Origin of the sequence: Mesorhizobium abyssinicae (assembly GCF_049887195.1) — a bacterium.
Classification (GTDB): domain Bacteria; phylum Pseudomonadota; class Alphaproteobacteria; order Rhizobiales; family Rhizobiaceae; genus Mesorhizobium; species Mesorhizobium abyssinicae.
Window position 1 is genome coordinate 107885 of the sequence record NZ_JARAKC010000010.1, and the last position, 16680, is coordinate 124564.

The 16680-nt window shown below is 64.3% G+C and carries 13 protein-coding genes; 7 read left to right on the forward strand and 6 right to left on the reverse strand.

Annotated features, from left to right (window positions below; translation table 11 throughout):
* Positions 1 to 96 precede the first annotated feature (96 nt).
* Both PU724_RS21785 and metF read left to right on the forward strand, forming a co-directional pair.
* A complete protein-coding gene (locus tag PU724_RS21785; protein ID WP_127283285.1) occupies positions 97 to 1104 on the forward strand; it encodes an ArsR/SmtB family transcription factor in 1008 nt (335 codons plus the stop codon).
* Positions 1104 to 2021 carry a methylenetetrahydrofolate reductase [NAD(P)H] gene (gene metF, locus PU724_RS21790; protein WP_127283286.1) on the forward strand — a complete coding sequence of 306 codons (918 nt, stop codon included), beginning with the start codon at positions 1104 to 1106 and terminating at the stop codon, positions 2019 to 2021. Before PU724_RS21785 ends, metF begins: the two co-directional genes overlap by 1 nt.
* A gap of 499 nt (positions 2022 to 2520) precedes the next feature.
* On the opposite strand, the gene PU724_RS21795 is transcribed toward metF, so the two are convergent.
* Positions 2521 to 3444, reverse strand: coding sequence for a DMT family transporter (locus PU724_RS21795; protein WP_127309671.1), 924 nt, complete (start codon positions 3442 to 3444; stop codon positions 2521 to 2523).
* Between the two features lie 217 nt (positions 3445 to 3661).
* On the opposite strand from PU724_RS21795, the gene PU724_RS21800 reads away from it, so the two are divergent.
* On the forward strand, positions 3662 to 4882 hold the full coding sequence (locus tag PU724_RS21800; RefSeq protein WP_127393957.1) for an alanine racemase: 1221 nt from the start codon (positions 3662 to 3664) through the stop codon (positions 4880 to 4882).
* Positions 4883 to 4964: 82 nt separating this feature from the next.
* Here the strand turns inward: PU724_RS21800 and PU724_RS21805 are convergent, their stop codons facing one another.
* The gene (locus PU724_RS21805) at positions 4965 to 6143 is read right to left on the reverse strand and encodes a lytic murein transglycosylase (RefSeq protein WP_127309669.1); all 1179 of its coding nucleotides are present in this window, start codon (positions 6141 to 6143) and stop codon (positions 4965 to 4967) included.
* A 179-nt stretch (positions 6144 to 6322) separates the two neighbouring features.
* Entirely contained in the window at positions 6323 to 7117 is a 795-nt protein-coding gene (locus PU724_RS21810) for a glycoside hydrolase family 25 protein (RefSeq protein WP_127285026.1), read from the reverse strand.
* Between the two features lie 223 nt (positions 7118 to 7340).
* Here PU724_RS21810 and PU724_RS21815 point away from each other — a divergent pair, with 223 nt between their 5' ends.
* Positions 7341 to 8720: a serine hydrolase domain-containing protein gene (locus tag PU724_RS21815; RefSeq protein ID WP_320320365.1), complete on the forward strand. Its 1380-nt coding sequence runs from the start codon at positions 7341 to 7343 to the stop codon at positions 8718 to 8720.
* On the opposite strand, the gene PU724_RS21820 is transcribed toward PU724_RS21815, so the two are convergent.
* From PU724_RS21820 to PU724_RS21830, 3 genes are all read right to left on the reverse strand, one after another.
* Positions 8721 to 9386 (reverse strand): class I SAM-dependent methyltransferase, encoded by a 666-nt coding sequence (locus tag PU724_RS21820; RefSeq protein WP_320320364.1) that lies wholly within the window; start codon positions 9384 to 9386, stop codon positions 8721 to 8723. It abuts the gene before it with no gap.
* The gene (locus tag PU724_RS21825) at positions 9386 to 10627 is read right to left on the reverse strand and encodes a BtaA family protein (protein WP_320320363.1); all 1242 of its coding nucleotides are present in this window, start codon (positions 10625 to 10627) and stop codon (positions 9386 to 9388) included. The genes PU724_RS21820 and PU724_RS21825 overlap by 1 nt, the downstream gene beginning before the upstream one ends.
* 309 nt (positions 10628 to 10936) lie before the next feature.
* On the reverse strand, positions 10937 to 14548 hold the full coding sequence (locus tag PU724_RS21830) for a hydantoinase B/oxoprolinase family protein (RefSeq protein WP_354423709.1): 3612 nt from the start codon (positions 14546 to 14548) through the stop codon (positions 10937 to 10939).
* Positions 14549 to 14737: 189 nt separating this feature from the next.
* Here PU724_RS21830 and PU724_RS21835 point away from each other — a divergent pair, with 189 nt between their 5' ends.
* The 3 genes from PU724_RS21835 (at position 14738) to PU724_RS21845 (ending at position 16567) form a co-directional block, all read left to right on the forward strand.
* Positions 14738 to 14938, forward strand: a complete 201-nt coding sequence (locus PU724_RS21835) for a hypothetical protein (RefSeq protein ID WP_127285031.1) — start codon at positions 14738 to 14740, stop codon at positions 14936 to 14938.
* A 145-nt stretch (positions 14939 to 15083) separates the two neighbouring features.
* Positions 15084 to 15803 (forward strand): J domain-containing protein, encoded by a 720-nt coding sequence (locus tag PU724_RS21840; RefSeq protein ID WP_127311414.1) that lies wholly within the window; start codon positions 15084 to 15086, stop codon positions 15801 to 15803.
* Positions 15800 to 16567 (forward strand): N-acetylmuramoyl-L-alanine amidase, encoded by a 768-nt coding sequence (locus PU724_RS21845; RefSeq protein ID WP_354423706.1) that lies wholly within the window; start codon positions 15800 to 15802, stop codon positions 16565 to 16567. Before PU724_RS21840 ends, PU724_RS21845 begins: the two co-directional genes overlap by 4 nt.
* Positions 16568 to 16680: the final 113 nt, after the last annotated feature.

Here is a 16680-nt window from a genome sequence, read left to right on the forward strand (position 1 = left end):
ATGCGCCATTTTCTTGTCAGGAAGCGACATTGGCCTTGCATGGTTGTCAAAATCGACATAAACATATGTTTATATCTTTTTCAAAGAGAAACACGCATGCACGTCGCGCTCGATACGATGGTGGATACATTGAAGGCAGCGGCCGAATCCAGCCGGCTGCGCATCCTCGCGCTCCTGTCGCGCGGCGACCTTACCGTTTCCGATCTTACCGAAATTCTCGGCCAGTCGCAGCCACGCGTGTCGCGCCACCTCAAGCTGTTGCTGGAGGCGGGGCTGATCGGGCGCTACCAGGAGGGGTCGTGGGCGTTCTTCCGGCTTTCCGACACGGACGCCGCGCGCGATTTTGTCCTCAGGCTCGTTTCCGGCATCCGCGGCGCCGACCCGCAGGTGGAGCGCGACCTGGAGCGGCTGGCGGCGGTCAAGCGCAAGCGGCAGGACCGCGCCGCCGAATATTTCTCCGAGAATGCCGCGAGTTGGGATCACATCCGCTCGCTGCATGTGCCGGACCGCGCGGTGGAGGCCGCTCTGCTCAAGCTCGTCGGCAAGCGGCCGTTCCAGTCGATGCTCGACCTCGGCACCGGCACCGGGCGGCTGCTCGAGATCTTTTCGCCGCTCTACCGGCGCGGCGTCGGCATCGACATGTCGCGCGAGATGCTGACGGTGGCGCGCGCCAATCTGGACAAGGCGGGCATCGCCAACGCGCAGGTGCGGCAGGGCGACATCTTCGCGCCGCCGGTCGAGCGCGACGCCTTCGATCTCGTCACCATCCATCAGGTGTTGCATTATCTCGACGATCCCGCCCGCGCCATCCGCGAGGCGGCGCGGCTGCTGCGCCCGGCGGGCCGGCTGGTGATCGTCGATTTCGCGCCGCATGCGCTGGAGTTTCTGCGCGACCAGCACGCGCATATGCGGCTCGGCTTTTCCGACCGGCAGATCGCCGAGTGGTTCGCCGAGGCGGGCCTCGCGCTCGAAGACAGCCAGGAGTTCGAGCCGCGCGGCCAGGCCGAGGCCCGGCTGACCGTCAAGCTGTGGCTCGGCCGCGACCGCCGCATGCTGATCGCCGATCCTTCCAATGACACTCTTCCGGCAAGGGAAACCGCCTGATGAACCAGTTCCGCTTTTCCCGCCGCCCCGACATTGGCGACAAGGTCCGGGTTTCGTTCGAGTTCTTCCCGCCGAAGACCGACGAGATGGAAGCCAGGCTTTGGGACACCGTCACCCGGCTGGAGCCGCTCAAGCCGAAATTCGTCTCGGTGACCTATGGCGCCGGCGGCTCGACGCGCGAACGCACCGCCCGCACCGTCAAGCGCATCCTCAATGAGACGACGCTGACGCCGGCGGCGCACATGACCTGCGTCGACGCCGCGCGCGATCAGGTCGACGCCGTGGTGCGCGAATTCGCCGATATGGGCGTCACCCGCTTCGTCGCGCTGCGCGGCGATCCGGCGGCGGGCGTCGGCACCGCCTACAGGCCGCATCCGGACGGCTATGCCAATGGCGCCGAACTGGTCGGCGCGATGAAGAGCGCCGGCGATTTCGACATCTCCGTCTCCGCCTACCCGGAAAAGCACCCGGAAAGCCCCGACTTCGCCACCGACTTCGACATGCTGAAGCGCAAGGCCGACAATGGCGCGACCCGCGCCATCACCCAGTTCTTCTTCGACAACGATCTCTACGAGCGCTATGTCGAGCGGGCGCGGCGGGCAGGCATCTATATTCCGATCGTGCCGGGCATCCTGCCGGTGCACAATTTCACCCAGGTCGCCAATTTCTCGGCGCGCTGCGGCGCGCTGGTGCCGGCATGGCTGGCCGAGCGTTTCGAGGGGCTTCAGAACGACCCGCAGACGCATGCGCTGGTGGCCTCGGCGGTGGCGGCCGAGCAGGTGCTCGACCTCGTCGAACGTGGCGTTAGCGACTTCCACTTCTACACGATGAACCGCGCCGACCTGGTCTTTGCCATCTGCCACATGATCGGCATCCGCTCGCATGAAACGGAAGCGGCGGGCTCTGCCGCGGCCTGATCTGTCGTCGTGACGTGAAACGCAAAAGGCCGGGTGAAAACCCGGCCTTTCGAAATGGATTGACTGTCAGCTGCTGATTTCTTCCGCTCTGGCGGTTACGGAAGAACGCCTATGATTAGGGCGCCGATGAATGCGAACGCTGCACAAATCATCAATGCGTTGATTGGCCTCGTCAGTCCCATGTCATAGCCTCCTCTTAAGAGCTATGGCAGGAGTCTAGGGTCATTTGTGCCACAGGCAAGCGGAAAATGTGCTGCAATGCGACGTGAATGTGGAATTTGCGACCTGGCTTTTGCCGTTAGGCATTGAAACTCTTCGGCAAAAGCGAGCTCAGGGCTTGTGAATAAATTATGGCGGCCCTGCGGCGGAAGCTAGGCATGGCAGCGCTACCAGGGTCGACTCGGACGGCCTTGCAGCATCGACGTCCGGTAGGAATGCGCGATGCGGGAGCCAATCAAAGGATCTAGATCGCCGTTTCGTTCTACCGAACAACGCGCCCTCAGCGTTGGCCGAACAAGCGCCCGTCTATGGTGATCAGGCCAAGTCCGATCAATGCCATGCCGCCCATTTCGAACAGTTCGAGTCGCTCGCCAAGGAACAGGAAGCCGAGCAGCATGGCGCTGACCGGCACGATGAGCGTGACCAGCGAGGCGTTGGTGGCGCCGGCCGAGGCGACGAGGTTGAAATAGAGAATGTAGGCGAAGGCGGTTGAGAGCAGAGCCAGCCCCAGCACCGCCGCCCAGACTGGCGGCGAGGCCGAGAACAGACCGGCAGGGCCATGGGCGATGAGCACGACCGGGATCATGATGATGGTTGAGGCGGTCAATTGTCCGGTGGCGATCACCGGCGAGGGCACGCCCTTGAAGCGACGGGCAATCATCAGCGCGACGGCGTAGGAAAGCGAGGCGCCGATCAGCGCGAACTTCGCCCAGACCGGACCGCCAAGCCCGGCGAGCAGGCCGGGACCGATCATCACTGCCGTGCCGGCAATGCCGAGCGCAATGCCGGCAAGCTTGTTCCAGGACAGTTTCTCGTCCGATGTCAGCGCATTGGCGAGGACCAGGGTCCAGAACGGCGTGGTGGCGTTGAGCACCGAGGCGATACCGGCGCCAAGTTCTGTCTGGCCGGCGAAGATCAGCGAGAAGGGGACGACGTTGTTGGCGAGCGCCAGCAGGAAGAACAGGCCTGCATGCGGGAAGGCGAGGCGGAACGAAGGGCCGCGCACGGCGAGATAGAGCTGGAGCGCTGTCGCCGCGATGGCGACGCGAAACAGCACCAGAACAAGGGGCGAAAGCTCCGAGACGGCAATGCGGGCGAAGAAGAACGAACCGCCCCAGATCGCGCCGAGCAAAAGCAACTGTCCCCAGTCAGCGAGCGTCATCGGACCGCGTGCCGTGGCGGTGGCTGCTGCTGCTGTTGCCATATGCCTGCCCTCCCGGACCGTCGGAATGCCGGTCCTGTCGAATGTCCTTCAAGCCATATGCGGTTCCGAAGCAAGGGCCACCCGAAACCTGACGGCTGGCCTAGCTCCTCCCGCAACAGGCGTAACCCGGCAGCGGTAACAAGCCGAGACACAGAATTGTTTTCTTTAGCCGCTAGCTTGGATTAATTGTGCGCAGCCTAGTTCGAAGGATTCGTCCATGCAGCGATTCGAGAATGCCCGCGAGGCGGCGTTGGCGCTTCGCCCGGACGATCCGGTCTATTGCTTTCGCCCTCAGGTGTTGAAGGCCGACGCCCTGCAGTTCATGGGCATGTTTCCCGGCAAGACGGCCTATGCGGTCAAGACCAATGGCGAGCAGATCGTGCTGAAGGCGCTGGTCGAGGCCGGCGTCACCGCTTTCGACGTGGCTTCGCCCGGCGAGTTCGCCGCCGTGCGTGCCGTCTCGCCCGATGCCGAGATGCTCTACATGCATCCGATCAAGGCGCAGTCGGACATCAAGTTGGCGCTGGAGAAATACGGCATTCGCGTCATCTCGCTCGACCATGAGGACGAGATCACCAAGCTGACCAGGGTGGTGCGCGCGCTCGACATCGATCCCGGCGCAATCACCGTCTTCGTGCGCATCCAGACGAAGGGGTCGGCGGCCTACGAACTGTCGAAGAAGTTCGGCGCCGGTCCGGCCTATGCGGTGGAACTCGCAGAGCGGCTCAACCGCACCGGCTACAAGGTCGGCCTCTGCTTCCATGTCGGCAGCCAGATCGAGGATCCCGACACCTATGAGCGGGCGCTGGCCTCGGCCGACTGGGTGCGCAACCGGCTGACCTTCGACATTGCCGGGCTCGATGTCGGTGGCGGCTTTCCGGCCGAGTATGGCCATGATCCCAACCGCAAGCAGGTCGAAATGCCATCGCTCGGCCAGATCATGTCGCGGCTGTCGGGAGACATCAAAGAATACCAGTTCGACGAGATGCCGCTGGTAGCGGAGCCGGGACGGGTGATCGTGGCGCGCTGCCTGTCGCTGATCGTGCGCGTGCTCTTGCGCAAGGGCAAGCGGCTCTACATCAATGACGGCATCTGGGCGTCGCTGTCGGATTCATGGACCGGCAAGATCACACTGCCGGCGCGTTTCATTCCGGACCCCGCGATCCGTTCGCGCAATGGCGAGGAGAAGAACATCGTGCCGTTCAAGGTCTGCGGCGCGACCTGCGATTCCGTCGATATCCTGTCCAGGCCGTTCTGGCTGCCGGAGACGGTCGACACCGGCGACTGGATCGAGATCGGCCATATCGGCGCCTACTCGCTGTCGCTGAGGACACGCTTCAACGGCTTCTTCCCCGACACTTTCGTCGAGGTGACGACACCGTTCGACGAGGGCGACGCGCCGCAGGGATTTGCGAGTTTGGAGACGATGGCGAGTTAGGCAGTAGGCAGTAGGCAGTAGGAGGTTCTCCAGTCTCTGCTTCAGTTCCTATTGCCTATTGCCTACTGCCTAATCCCTCATCTTACAATCTCGCCAGAAGCTCCGGCGTCGGCCAGCCGTCCACCGGCAGGCCAAGCCGCATCTGTTCCTTGCGGATTGCCTCGCGGGTGTTGGTGCCAAGGATGCCGTCGACGGTGCCGACGTCATAGCCCTTGGCTTCAAGCTTCGTCTGCAGCGCCTTCATCTGATCGCCGCTGAGGCCGGGTTCGGGATTGCGTGGATTGAGCTGCGGGGCGCCCGCCAGCCGGGCGGCGAGGTTGGCCGCGGTCAGCGCGTAGGTGAAGGACTGGTTCCATTCGAGATAGACATCGAAATTGTCGTAGGTGAGGAAGGCCGGTCCCTTGCGGCCCATCGGCAGGGCCAGGCCGGCCTTGAGGCCATTGTCGACAAGCGGGGAGCCGTCCGGGTTGGTGACGCCCCATTGCGTCCATTGCGATAAAGGCAGCTTGTTGGTGCGGCCGGTCTGGTCCCAGGGCATGTCGTCGGGCGCCCGGACTTCCTCGATCCAGGGCTGGTCGCGCTTCCAGCCGCGCGACAGCACCTTGTTGGCCGTGGTCATGATCACGTCCGGTACGCTGTGGCGCAGGTCGACGATGCCGTCGCCATCGCCGTCGACGCCGCGGGCAAGGTAGTCGGTCGGCAGGATCTGCGTCTGGCCGATCTCGCCGGCCCAGGCGCCGGTCACGTCGGCCGGCAGCACGCCGCGATCGATCAGCGTCAGCAAAGGCACGAGCTGGGGGCGGAAAAGCTGCGGCCGGCGGCAGTCATGCGAGAGCGTCACCAGCGCGCTCAGCGTGTGGAAATCGCCCTGGACGGCGCCGAAGTCGGTCTCGAGCGCCCAGAAGGCGGCGATGACGGGCGCCTGGACGCCGAATTCCTGGTCGGCGCGGGCGAAGACGTCGGCGTATTTCTTCAGATTGGCCGCGCCCTGCTTCAGGCGGTAGGTCGAGATCATGCGGTTGGAGAATTCGGTGAAGGTCTGAGTGAAGACGCCCTGGGCGCGGTCGCGCGCCAGGACCTTGTCGTCGAGGCTCGCCTGTTCCAGCGCGCTCAGGCCGACGGCGCCGACGCCGGCCGCCTTGGCTTCCGCCGCCACGCCCTGTTTCCAGGTGTTGAAATCGTCCCCGCACTCCTGCGCCGCCGCCGGCCAGGCAAGAGCGCCGACAAACAGCGCCGCCAAGATTTCAACACGCAATCGCATCGCTTCCCTTTCGAAACCGGCGCACGCCCCGCCGAACCCGAACCGGTTCTGGCCAGGACCATGCGTGAATTCAAAGCTCAGGAGCGTCCTCGGGCACCCGCCTGGTACGCCGCTCCGGACTGCCAGCAGCTCAATACATCGCCGCTGGTCGTGTCGAAAAGCAGGCAGGACGGCTTATGTCAACGGGTGTTCTGCCGCAGCCACCTGTTCCAGGCGGCTTCCGAGCCGTTGAAAACGTTGATATCGGATTTGCCGGTCATGCCCGGAACGATGCCGGTTCCGGTATATTGCCAGAAGGTGAAGGGGTGGCTGCCGTACTTCTGGCGCGGATGGCCGGCGACCGAGCGCAGCCAGTAAGGGTAGCCGCGGAAGTTCGCCAGGCCGTTGTCGTCGAAGAAGTCGATCGAGGTGTAGATGATCGGCTTCTTGCCGTAGTGCCGCTCGACCATTTCGAGGAAAGTCGTCATTTCCGCGCGCACGGTGGCCGGGTCGGGACGCAGCCGGCAGGTCGGCGATTTCGGGTTCCATTCCATGTCCAGCACCGGCGGCATCGCGGAACGGTCTTTCGGGACATTGGCGATGAACCAGCGCGCCTGGGTGGCGGCGGGCGTGCAGAAATAGAAGAAATGATAGGCGGCGCGCGGAATCGCCGAGGCCTTGGTGCGCGCCCAATGCTCGTTGAAATACTCGTCGAAGCGGTCGCCGCCTTCGGTCGCCTTGATGAACGCGAAGGAAATGCCGCTCGCCTTGGCCGCCGGCCAGTCCACGGATGTCTGGTATTTGGAGACATCGGTGCCGTGGATGGCGTAGTTCCACGGCGCGCCGCTGTCCCACTCGTGCGGCTTGGAGTCCTCGAAGCGCGGCGCGCGCACCGCAACCATCGGACTGCTCGAGGACATCACCGGCGTGAGGTCGTCGACGGTCGAGCAGGCGCCCAGCAGCGTCAGCATGATGAGAGCCGCAAGACGGCGCATCGCTACTCCTGAGCCGGGTTCAGCCGGCCGCTGATGGGTCGTTGCAGATGGCCCCCTTTGTCAGGCCCGCCGGACGATCGCCCCACAGGATCGTCCAGCCCTCTCCGTTGATCGCCGATCATGGTTGATATTCGGTTGACGGCGCTCGACAACAGCCGCGATTTTGAGGCAGCAATGGCGGCAAATCGATGGCATAAATCGGGCGCCACACGCAGGGGGTGAGATGCGGATCGTCGTCAAGATCGTCAAATGGCTGTTCGGCCTGGTCGTGCTGGCGATAGTCGCGCTGGTCGCCTGGCTCTATGTCGCGCCGCCCGAATTGATCCGCGTCGGTTCCGGCTATTCGGCCAAGATCGTGTGCTCGAACGTCTTCATCGCCGGGCGCGACGCCAACGAGGTGCTCGCCGTCGACGTCCAGGCGCCGGGTCATCCGCTGCTCAGGCTGATGAAGGTGTCGGTCGACAAGGAACGCGGCATGGTGTCGGCAGGCCTGTTCGGCGTGCTCGGCAAAAGTGTCGCCGTCGCGCGCGACGGACTGGGCTGCGCCGCGGTCCCAGACGGCAACACCGGCAAGGCGAGGCAGACGGCGATCTACGCCGAGCCGGCCGCCACCAGGCAGGGTGCGCTGTGGCCGGAGGGTGAGCGGGTGGACGCCTCGCAGAATCCAGAAATCGCGAAGATCGTCGACGACGCGGCCATGGCCGGCGCCGGCATGCGCGCCGTGGTCGTGGTGAAGAACGGCCATATCGTCGCCGAGCGCTATGGCGAGGGCTTTTCGGCAAAGACGCCGCTGCTCGGCTGGTCGATGACCAAGACGGTCAATGCCGCGATCGTCGGCACGCTGGTCAAGGACGGCAAGATGGCGATCGACAACAAGGGCCTGTTCGCGCCGTGGAAGGCGGACGGCCGCGACGCCATCAGCCTTGCCGATTTGATGGCGATGTCGAGCGGGCTGGAGTTCAACGAGGATTACGGCGACGTCGCCGATGTGACGCGCATGCTCTATCTCGAACCCGACATGGCCGGTTTCGCCGAGGCCAAGCCGCTGACGGGCGAGGTGGGCAAGGTGTTTTCCTATTCGAGCGGCACGGCGGTGATGCTGTCGCGGCTGTGGCAGGACGCCGTCGGCGACAAGGCGAAGGCGCTAACCTGGCCGCGGAAGGCGCTGTTCGAGCCGATCGGCATGCACAGCGCCGTGCTCGAGACCGACGAGCAGGGCAGCTTTGTCGGCTCGTCCTATCTCTACGCCACGGCGCATGACTGGGCGCGCTTCGGCCAGTTCCTGCTGCAGGGCGGGGCCTGGAACGGCAATCAGCTCCTGCCCGCCGGCTTCGTCGACTGGATGCGGGAGCCGGCGGCGGCTTCGAAGGTCTACGGCAAGGGCCAGGTATGGATCGAAGGGCCGGGCGATGAGGAGAACCCCGGAGCCGGCGCTGCGGCCGGCCTGCCCAAGGACACTTACTGGATGGAAGGCCATGACGGGCAGACGGTCGCCATCATTCCGTCGGAGCAGTTGGTGGTGGTGCGGCTTGGCCTGACGCCGGCCAAGCTTGGCTATCGACCGCAGGCGATGCTGGGAGCGCTGGTCAAGGCGCTGCACTGACTACTTGGCTGCGCCGATCACCCCAAGCCAGGCGTAGCCGCGATAAAGCGTTCTGAAATGGAAGCTTGCGCCGGTTCGCCGAGATTCCGATTCCAGGACTTCGCGCAGCGTCTCACGCGGCGTGACGTGGAATTTCTTGAGCCAGCCGCGCAGCAGCGCCCGGAACCAGCGCGGCAGGCCCTCCTGCTGGCCGAAATCGACGACATGCAGCGAACCGCCAGGCGCCAGGGCGGCGAGCGCCTCGGAAACTGTCTTTTCCCAGCCGGGGATCATCGACAGTGAATAGGACACGAAGACGCGGTCGAAACGCGCGACACCAAAGAGTGCGCCGGCGTCGAAATTGGTGGCGTCGCCGCGCTTGAGCGTGACGCGGCCGGACAGGCCTTCACGGGCGATTGCGGCCTCGGCCGTCTCCAGCATTTCCGCCGAAATATCGAGGCCGAAGAAGCGCGCCTCGGGATAGCGGCGGGCGGCAAGGATGATGTTGCGGCCGGTGCCGCAACCGAGCTCGAGCACCGTGCCGCCTTGCGGCACGTCCAGCCCTGATATCAGCCGGTCGCGGCCAAGCAGGTAGTATTTGCGGGTGAGGTCATAGATGTGGCGCTGCCGGCGATAGACACCGTCCATCAGTTCGGCATGGCTGGCGGGCAGTTCGGTGGTGCTCATCAGCGCTTCACATAGAGGTGGAAACCGCCATAGATGGCCGAACGGTCGCGCGCGGAGAAGTCGCGCGAGGCCTCGGCCTCGTAGCTCCACTGGTCAAGCAGCGAGTTGGAGACGCGACCGGGCAGCAGGCTGGGCTCGGCCGCCGTACGGAAGATGACACGGGCGCCGGCCGATGCCGTGCGGGTGATCTCCGACCACAGCGCGTTGAGCTGGTCGTCGGTCATCCAGTCCTGCGCGTCGAGCAGGATGAAGCGGTCGACCGCGCCCGCATCCCTGCCGGCGAGAAACTCGATCAGGTTGGTGTGGTTGATGGCGACGCGGTCGATGTTGTCGCGGATCACCTTGTAATTGCGCTTCTCCAGATAGGCGGGGAGTGCTGCCTCGCCGGGCTCGGGATAGCGGCGGGCAAAGGCCTGCCAGGCGAAATAATTGGTGTTCAGCGGGAAATCGCAGGCGAGCTTTTCCAGCCTGGCCTTGAGCACGCTCGCCATCGTGCCGTCGCCCGAGGTGATCAGCGAATCGTACTGCGCCGGCGGAATGCCGAGACCGAACAGCGAAGCCTTGCGCGACGTCGCCCATTTCAGCAGCGGCTTTTCGAAAACCGGCGCCAGCTCCTCGTTGAAGAAGCGGCGCTGCTCGCCGATGTTGCAGGCCTGCATGATGCCCGCGGGGTCGACGCCAAAGAACTTGCCGACGCGATGTCCCATGGCGATGAACAGGCCGAGCAGGCCGGTCTGGTAGAAATTGCGGTCGAAGACCTCGATGCGCCGGCGGCCGCGCCAGTTACGGCGCTCCCAGTAGTGGCGGCTGACCGGATCGAGATGCGGGGCGATGAAGCGGTCGTAGGCTTCCGAATTGTGGCTGGTGTCGGTGGCGCCGAAGAAGCGGAACAGGTCGCCCTGCGAGGGCAGGCGGCGCACCGCCTCGAGCTTCATGCGGTTCAGCGCGATATGGGCGGCGTTGAGGTCGACGGCGTCGATCCGTTCGGGCGAGCGGGTGAGATAGGCGAGGATGTTGCAGCCGCCCGAGGCGATGGTGACGATGCGGTGGCCGGCGCCGAGCTGCATGGCCTCCATGTCGACATCGGGGTCTTCCCAGATCTGCGGATAGACGAGGCCGGAAAACAGGAAGGCGAAGAGCCGCTCGGAGATGCCGGCCTTCGACAGCGGGCGATTCTGGTAGACGGCTTTTCCAACTTCCTTGCCGCGACGAAAAACCAGATCTCCGGAAACGTCCGTCATGGCAAGGTGATTCCCCGTTTGCATTGGCGCAAGCGGGTAGCGCAGCGTTATGACAGGCCGGTGACAGACGGAGGCCTCGATAATTCTACTGCGGCGGTCATCTGACGCGACTTTCTGCGCTTATTACAGCGCCGCGCGTCCACAAGGACGCGCAAAGGACGCTGTCGCATCTTTGTTTGCGCATGATCCTTTCCGAAATCGATTTCGATTTCGGGGTCATGCGCGAAGCCCACGGACTTATGTCCGCTCCGCTCCGGTTCTCGAAAGCCACGCCACCTGAAATAGCCGCAGCGAATTCTCGAAACTTCCTTATGCCTTGCCGAACCCTCCAGGCGTCGGCGTGGTGACGATGACGGCCTCGCCGGCGTCGAGCACGGTCTGGTCACAGGCCTTCAGCACGTCGACAGCACCGCCGTTTCGACGGACCTTGGTCGAGCCCGCTTCGCCGTCGCCGCCGCCGTCCAGGCCTTGCGGCGGCCGGTTGCGGTGTGAGGACAGGATCGCGCATTCCATCTTTTCGAGGAAGCGGATGGTGCGCTTCGTGCCGTCGCCGGCATCCCACTTGCCCTTGCCGCCGGAGCCTTCGCGGATGTGGAAATCCTCGAGCAGCACGGGGAAGCGCAATTCCAGCACTTCCGGGTCGGTGAGGCGGGAGTTCGTCATATGGGTATGGACGCCGGAGGTGCCGGCAAAGCCGCGGCCGGAGTTCATCCGGCCGGCGGGCGAGCCGGAGCAGATCGTCTCGTAATACTGGTACTGCTTGTTGCCGAAGGTGAGGTTGTTCATCGTCCCTTGCGCATTGGCCATCGCGCCCATGGCGCCGAACAGCGCATTGGTCACATGCTGCGAGGTCTCGACATTGCCGGCGACGACGGCCGCCGGATAGGCGGGCTTCAGCATGCAGCCATCGGGGATGACGATGTTGATCGGCCTGAGGCACCCCGCATTCATCGGGATCATGTCCTCGACCATGACGCGGAAGGCATAGAGCACGGCGGCGCGCGCGACGGGTTCCGGCGCGTTGAAATTGTTCTTCTCGACCGGCGAGGTTCCGGTGAAGTCGACGATCGCCTCGCGCTTTTCCCGGTCGACCGAGATCCTGACCTTGATCACCTGACCGGTGTCGGTCGGATATTCATAGTCGGAGGTGTCGGGCAGCCGTTCCAGCACGCGACGCACGCTTTCGGCAGCGTTGTCCTGGACGTGGCCCATATAGGCCTCGACGACATCGAGACCGAAATGCGCGACCATCTTGCGCAATTCGGCCACGCCCTTCTCGTTGGCGGCGATCTGCGCCTTGAGGTCGGCGATGTTCTGGTGCGGATTGCGCGCCGGGTAGGGGTGGTCGGTGAGCAGCGTCTCCAGCTCCTTCTCGCGGAAGCGGCCGCGATCGACGATGCGGAAATTGTCGAACAGCACGCCTTCCTCGTCGACGGTGGTGGCCAAAGGCGTCATCGAGCCGGGCGCGGTGCCGCCGACATCGGCGTGGTGGCCGCGCGAGGCCGCCCAGAACAGGATCTCCTTGCGCGCGTCATCGAACACCGGCGTCACCACGGTGATGTCGGGCAGGTGCGTGCCGCCATTGTAGGGCGCATTCAGGGCGAAGACGTCGCCCGGATGGATGTCGCCGGAATTGAGGCGAATGATGGTCTCGACCGAGCGGTCCATGGAGCCGAGATGCACCGGCATGTGCGGCGCGTTGGCGACCAGCGCGCCATGGCGGTCGAACACGGCGCAGGAGAAATCCAGCCGCTCCTTGATGTTGACCGAATAGGCGGTGTTCTGCAGCGTCACGCCCATCTGCTCGGCGATCGACATGAAGAGGTTGTTGAAGACCTCCAGCATGACCGGATCGGCTTCGGTGCCGAGCGCCGCCTGGCGGCGTTTCTTCTCGGTCCGTCGCAACAGCACATGGTTCCTGGCGGTGATCTCGGCCCGCCAGCCCGGCTCCACGACGATCGTCTGGTTGGGCTCGATGATCAAAGCAGGGCCAGCGACCCAGTTTCCGGGGGCGAGCGCCTCGCGGTGAAAGATGCCCGCCTCTCGCCATTCGCCTTCGGTGAAGATTTTGCGAGTCCTGGAAGGACTTGCGGCCAGATCCTCTGTTGCCGATTCGGTTTCATCACGGCCACCCCCGCCGGTATCGGTGCCTTCGACGCCGACGGTCTCGACGATCATTGGCTTGTCGTCATAGACGAAGCCGAACTGCGCCTTGTGGGCAGCTTCGAAATCGCGTCTGGCCTGGAAGATCGAACCATCGGCGAAATTCACCGGCAGCGCTGTGTCGGTGCCGTCATAGCGGATCTGCAGCACCGGCCGGGAGGCGACGGCGCCCTCGGCGATGCCTTGTGCCGCGAGCTCGGCGATGACGGCTTTCCTCAAGGTCGCGATGAGCGCGTCGATCTCCGTCCTGGATTCATCGGCGAGCGGCTTGAGCAGCGCCTGCTGGCGCGAGGCAAAGACCGACGACAGGCCGATGCCATAGGCCGAAAGCAGGCCGGAGAAGGGATGGATCAGCACCGCTTCCATGCCGAGCGCATCGGCGACCAGGCAAGCATGCTGGCCGCCGGCGCCGCCAAAGCAGTTCAAGAGATATTCGGTGACGTCATAGCCGCGCTGCACCGAGATCTTCTTGATGGCGTTGGCCATGTTCTCGACGGCGATGGTGACGAAGCCTTCGGCGACAGCTTCCGGCGTGCGGCCATCGCCGATCTCGGCGGCAAGCGCGGTGAATTTATCGCGCACGGTGTCGACGTCGAGCGGCTGGTCCTGGCCGGGACCGAAGATCGCCGGGAAGAAATCGGGCTGCAGCTTGCCAAGCATGACATTGGCGTCGGTCACGGCGAGCGGGCCGCCGCGCCGGTAAGCGGCAGGGCCGGGATTGGCGCCTGCGGAATCCGGACCGGCGCGGAAGCGGCCAGCCTCATAATGCAGGATCGAGCCACCGCCGGCGGCTACGGTGTGGATGCGCATCATCGGCGCGCGGATACGCACGCCGGCGACCTCGGTGTCGAAGGCGCGCTCATACTCGCCGTCATAGTGGGCGACGTCGGTCGAGGTGCCGCCCATGTCGAAGCCGATGACTTTGCCGAAGCCGGCGAGCATCGCCGTCTCGACCATGCCGACGACGCCGCCGGCCGGGCCGGACAACAGCGCGTCCTTGCCCTGGAACATATCGGCGGCGGTGAGGCCGCCTGAGGACATCATGAACATCAGGCGGGGGCCGGCGCCCAATTCGCCTGCCACCCTTTGCACATAGCGCGACAGGATCGGCGACAGATAGGCATCGACCACGGTGGTATCGCCGCGGCCGACCAGCTTGATCAGCGGCGACACTTCGTGGCTGACCGAGACCTGGCCGAAGCCGAGCTTGCGACAGACTTTCGCGACGGCCTTCTCGTGGTCCGGATATTTCCAGGCATGCATGAAGACGATGGCGACCGCATCGATGCCGTCGGCCTTGGCCTGTTCGATGGCCGGGCGGCAGGCGGCAATGTCGAGCAGGCGTTCGACGCGGCCGTCGGCGCGCACGCGCTCGTCGATCTCGATGACGCGCTCATAAAGCTGCTCGGGCAGCATGATTTCCTTGGCGAAGATATCCGGACGCGCCTGATAGGCGATGCGAAGCGCGTCGCGAAAACCCTTGCTGATGAGCAGGAGCACACGGTCGCCCTTGCGCTCCAGCAGCGCATTGGTGGCGACAGTGGTGCCCATCTTGATGTCGCCGATCAGGCCTGACGGAATGGCGGCGCCGGATTTCAGCCCAAGCAGGTCGCGAATGCCCTGGATGGCGGCGTCTGCATAGGCTTCGGGATTTTCGGACAGCAGCTTGCGGGGGTGCAGCCCGCCTTGCGGGTCGCGGCCGATGACGTCGGTGAAAGTGCCGCCGCGGTCGATCCAGAAATCCCACTTTTCAGTCATCGCGGCTCCCGGCATTTTCCCTGCGCAATCTGGTGCTTGGCCTGTCCTGTTAGTGTGCAATGCTGCGGCCGGCAACCGCCCGGATGATGTTACATGCGGAAATGCAACGTTACGAAACTCCAGGCCGGCTGATGCATTTCCCCTTCGACTGCTCACCACAATGTGAGCGTCAGGTGAAGGAGAGATATCATGAACAAGCTCATTCTGGCGTCCCTTTCGGCGCTAGCGTTGCTTGGGGTTGCGGCGTGCAGCGACAGCGGCACCGACAACACCACCACCCAGAGCACCAATCCGCCGGCCGCCGAGGAACCGATGAAGCCGGCGGCTCCGGCCGCTCCTGACGCAACGAAGCCTGCCGAGCCGGCTCCGGCAACACCCCCTGCGCAGTAATCTGATGCGTTGACGAAGAAGGCCGGCTTCATGCCGGCCTTCTCTTTTCGAATCGGGCGCCTTGTTGGGCGCCGTCGTCAAATCGGTTGGGCCTGCGGCACTGTCTTCGCTTGATAGCGGCGCCCGGTTCGCACTAAGAAGCCTCATGTCGATTTGGGACCGCCTTGGCGACTTCATAGCTCGTGTCACGGCTTCAACGTCATCGGGTGTCGCCGATGTCGTCGAAGCCGTGCGGACGGTTTTCTCCGGAGATGCCGATCTGCGCCGCCGCGTCGCTTTTTCGGTGGCGATGATCGCGCTCTCGGCCAAGATGGCCAAGGCCGACGGCGTGGTCACCCAGGATGAGGTGCGCGCCTTCCAGGAAATATTCGAGGTGCCGCCGAAAGAGACGCGGAACGTGGCGCGGCTCTATGACCTGGCCAAGCGCGACGTGGCCGGTTTCGAGATCTACGCGCAGCGCATGGCGCAGCTTTGCGGTTCCGGCCATACGAACTGCATGATGCTGGAGGACATACTCGACGGCCTGTTCCACATCGCCAAGGCCGATGGATTGATCCATGAGCGCGAAGGCCAGTTCCTGCACCGCATCGCCGAGATTTTCCGTATCGACGAGGCGCATTACCAGAGCATCCTGGCCAGGCACGTCAATCTCGGCGCCGGCGACCCCTATGTCGTGCTCGGCATCGAACGGGGAAAGCCCTTCGATGAGGTCAGGAAGCGCTACCGCAAGCTGGTCTCGGACAATCATCCCGACCGGCTGATCGCGCGCGGCCTGCCGCAGGAGTTCATCAAGATCGCCACGACCAGGCTCGCGGCGATCAATGCCGCCTATGAGATGATCGAACGGGGCCTCAGGCACGTATGAGCGGTTTCCTGCCCGACCAGCCGAGCGCCGAGGTCAGGGTATCGCCGAATTTCGGCCCGCGGCGCGATACGCTCAGACCCGACATGATCGTGCTGCATTACACCGGCATGGCCACCGGCGCGGGCGCCGAGGCATGGCTTTGCGATCCGGCCAGCGAGGTCTCTTCCCACTATCTCGTCCATGAGGACGGCCGCGTCGTGCAGATGGTGCGCGAAAGCGACCGCGCCTGGCATGCCGGCAAGAGCTCGTGGTTCGGGCGAACGGACATCAACTCCTGCTCGGTCGGCATCGAGATCGTCAATCCCGGTCATTCGCTCGGCTATCCCGGCTTTCCCAGGCGGCAGATCGATGCGGTGACCGACCTGTGCGCGGGCGTCGTGCAACGCCATTCCATCGCGGCACAGCGCGTGCTCGCCCATTCCGACGTGGCGCCGGGTCGCAAGGTCGATCCGGGCGAAAAATTCCCCTGGAAGACCCTGTTTGCGGCCGGCATCGGCCATCTCGTTCCGGCGGCGCCGATTCGGCGGGGCGCGGTGCTCAAGGCCGGCGACATCGGGGGCGATGTCGAGGCGTTGCAGTCGATGCTGTCGCTCTATGGCTATGGCGTGGAGATATCGGCTGCTTTCGACCGCCAGACCGAAATCGTCGTCGAGGCTTTCCAGCGGCATTTCCGGCCGCGGCTGGTCGATGGCGTGGCCGACGGCTCGACAATCCGGACGCTGCAAAGGCTGCTTGCTTCCGTAAAGGCAATCCCGGCCGCATAGTCCATCTCGCATCGCTAAATTACAATCTGTCACTTAAAGTGACTTGCGCCGCCTTGTTTGCCGCCAAATCGGTCGTCAAAGGCGATCTGTGCAATTTATCGGACGTCTAACCT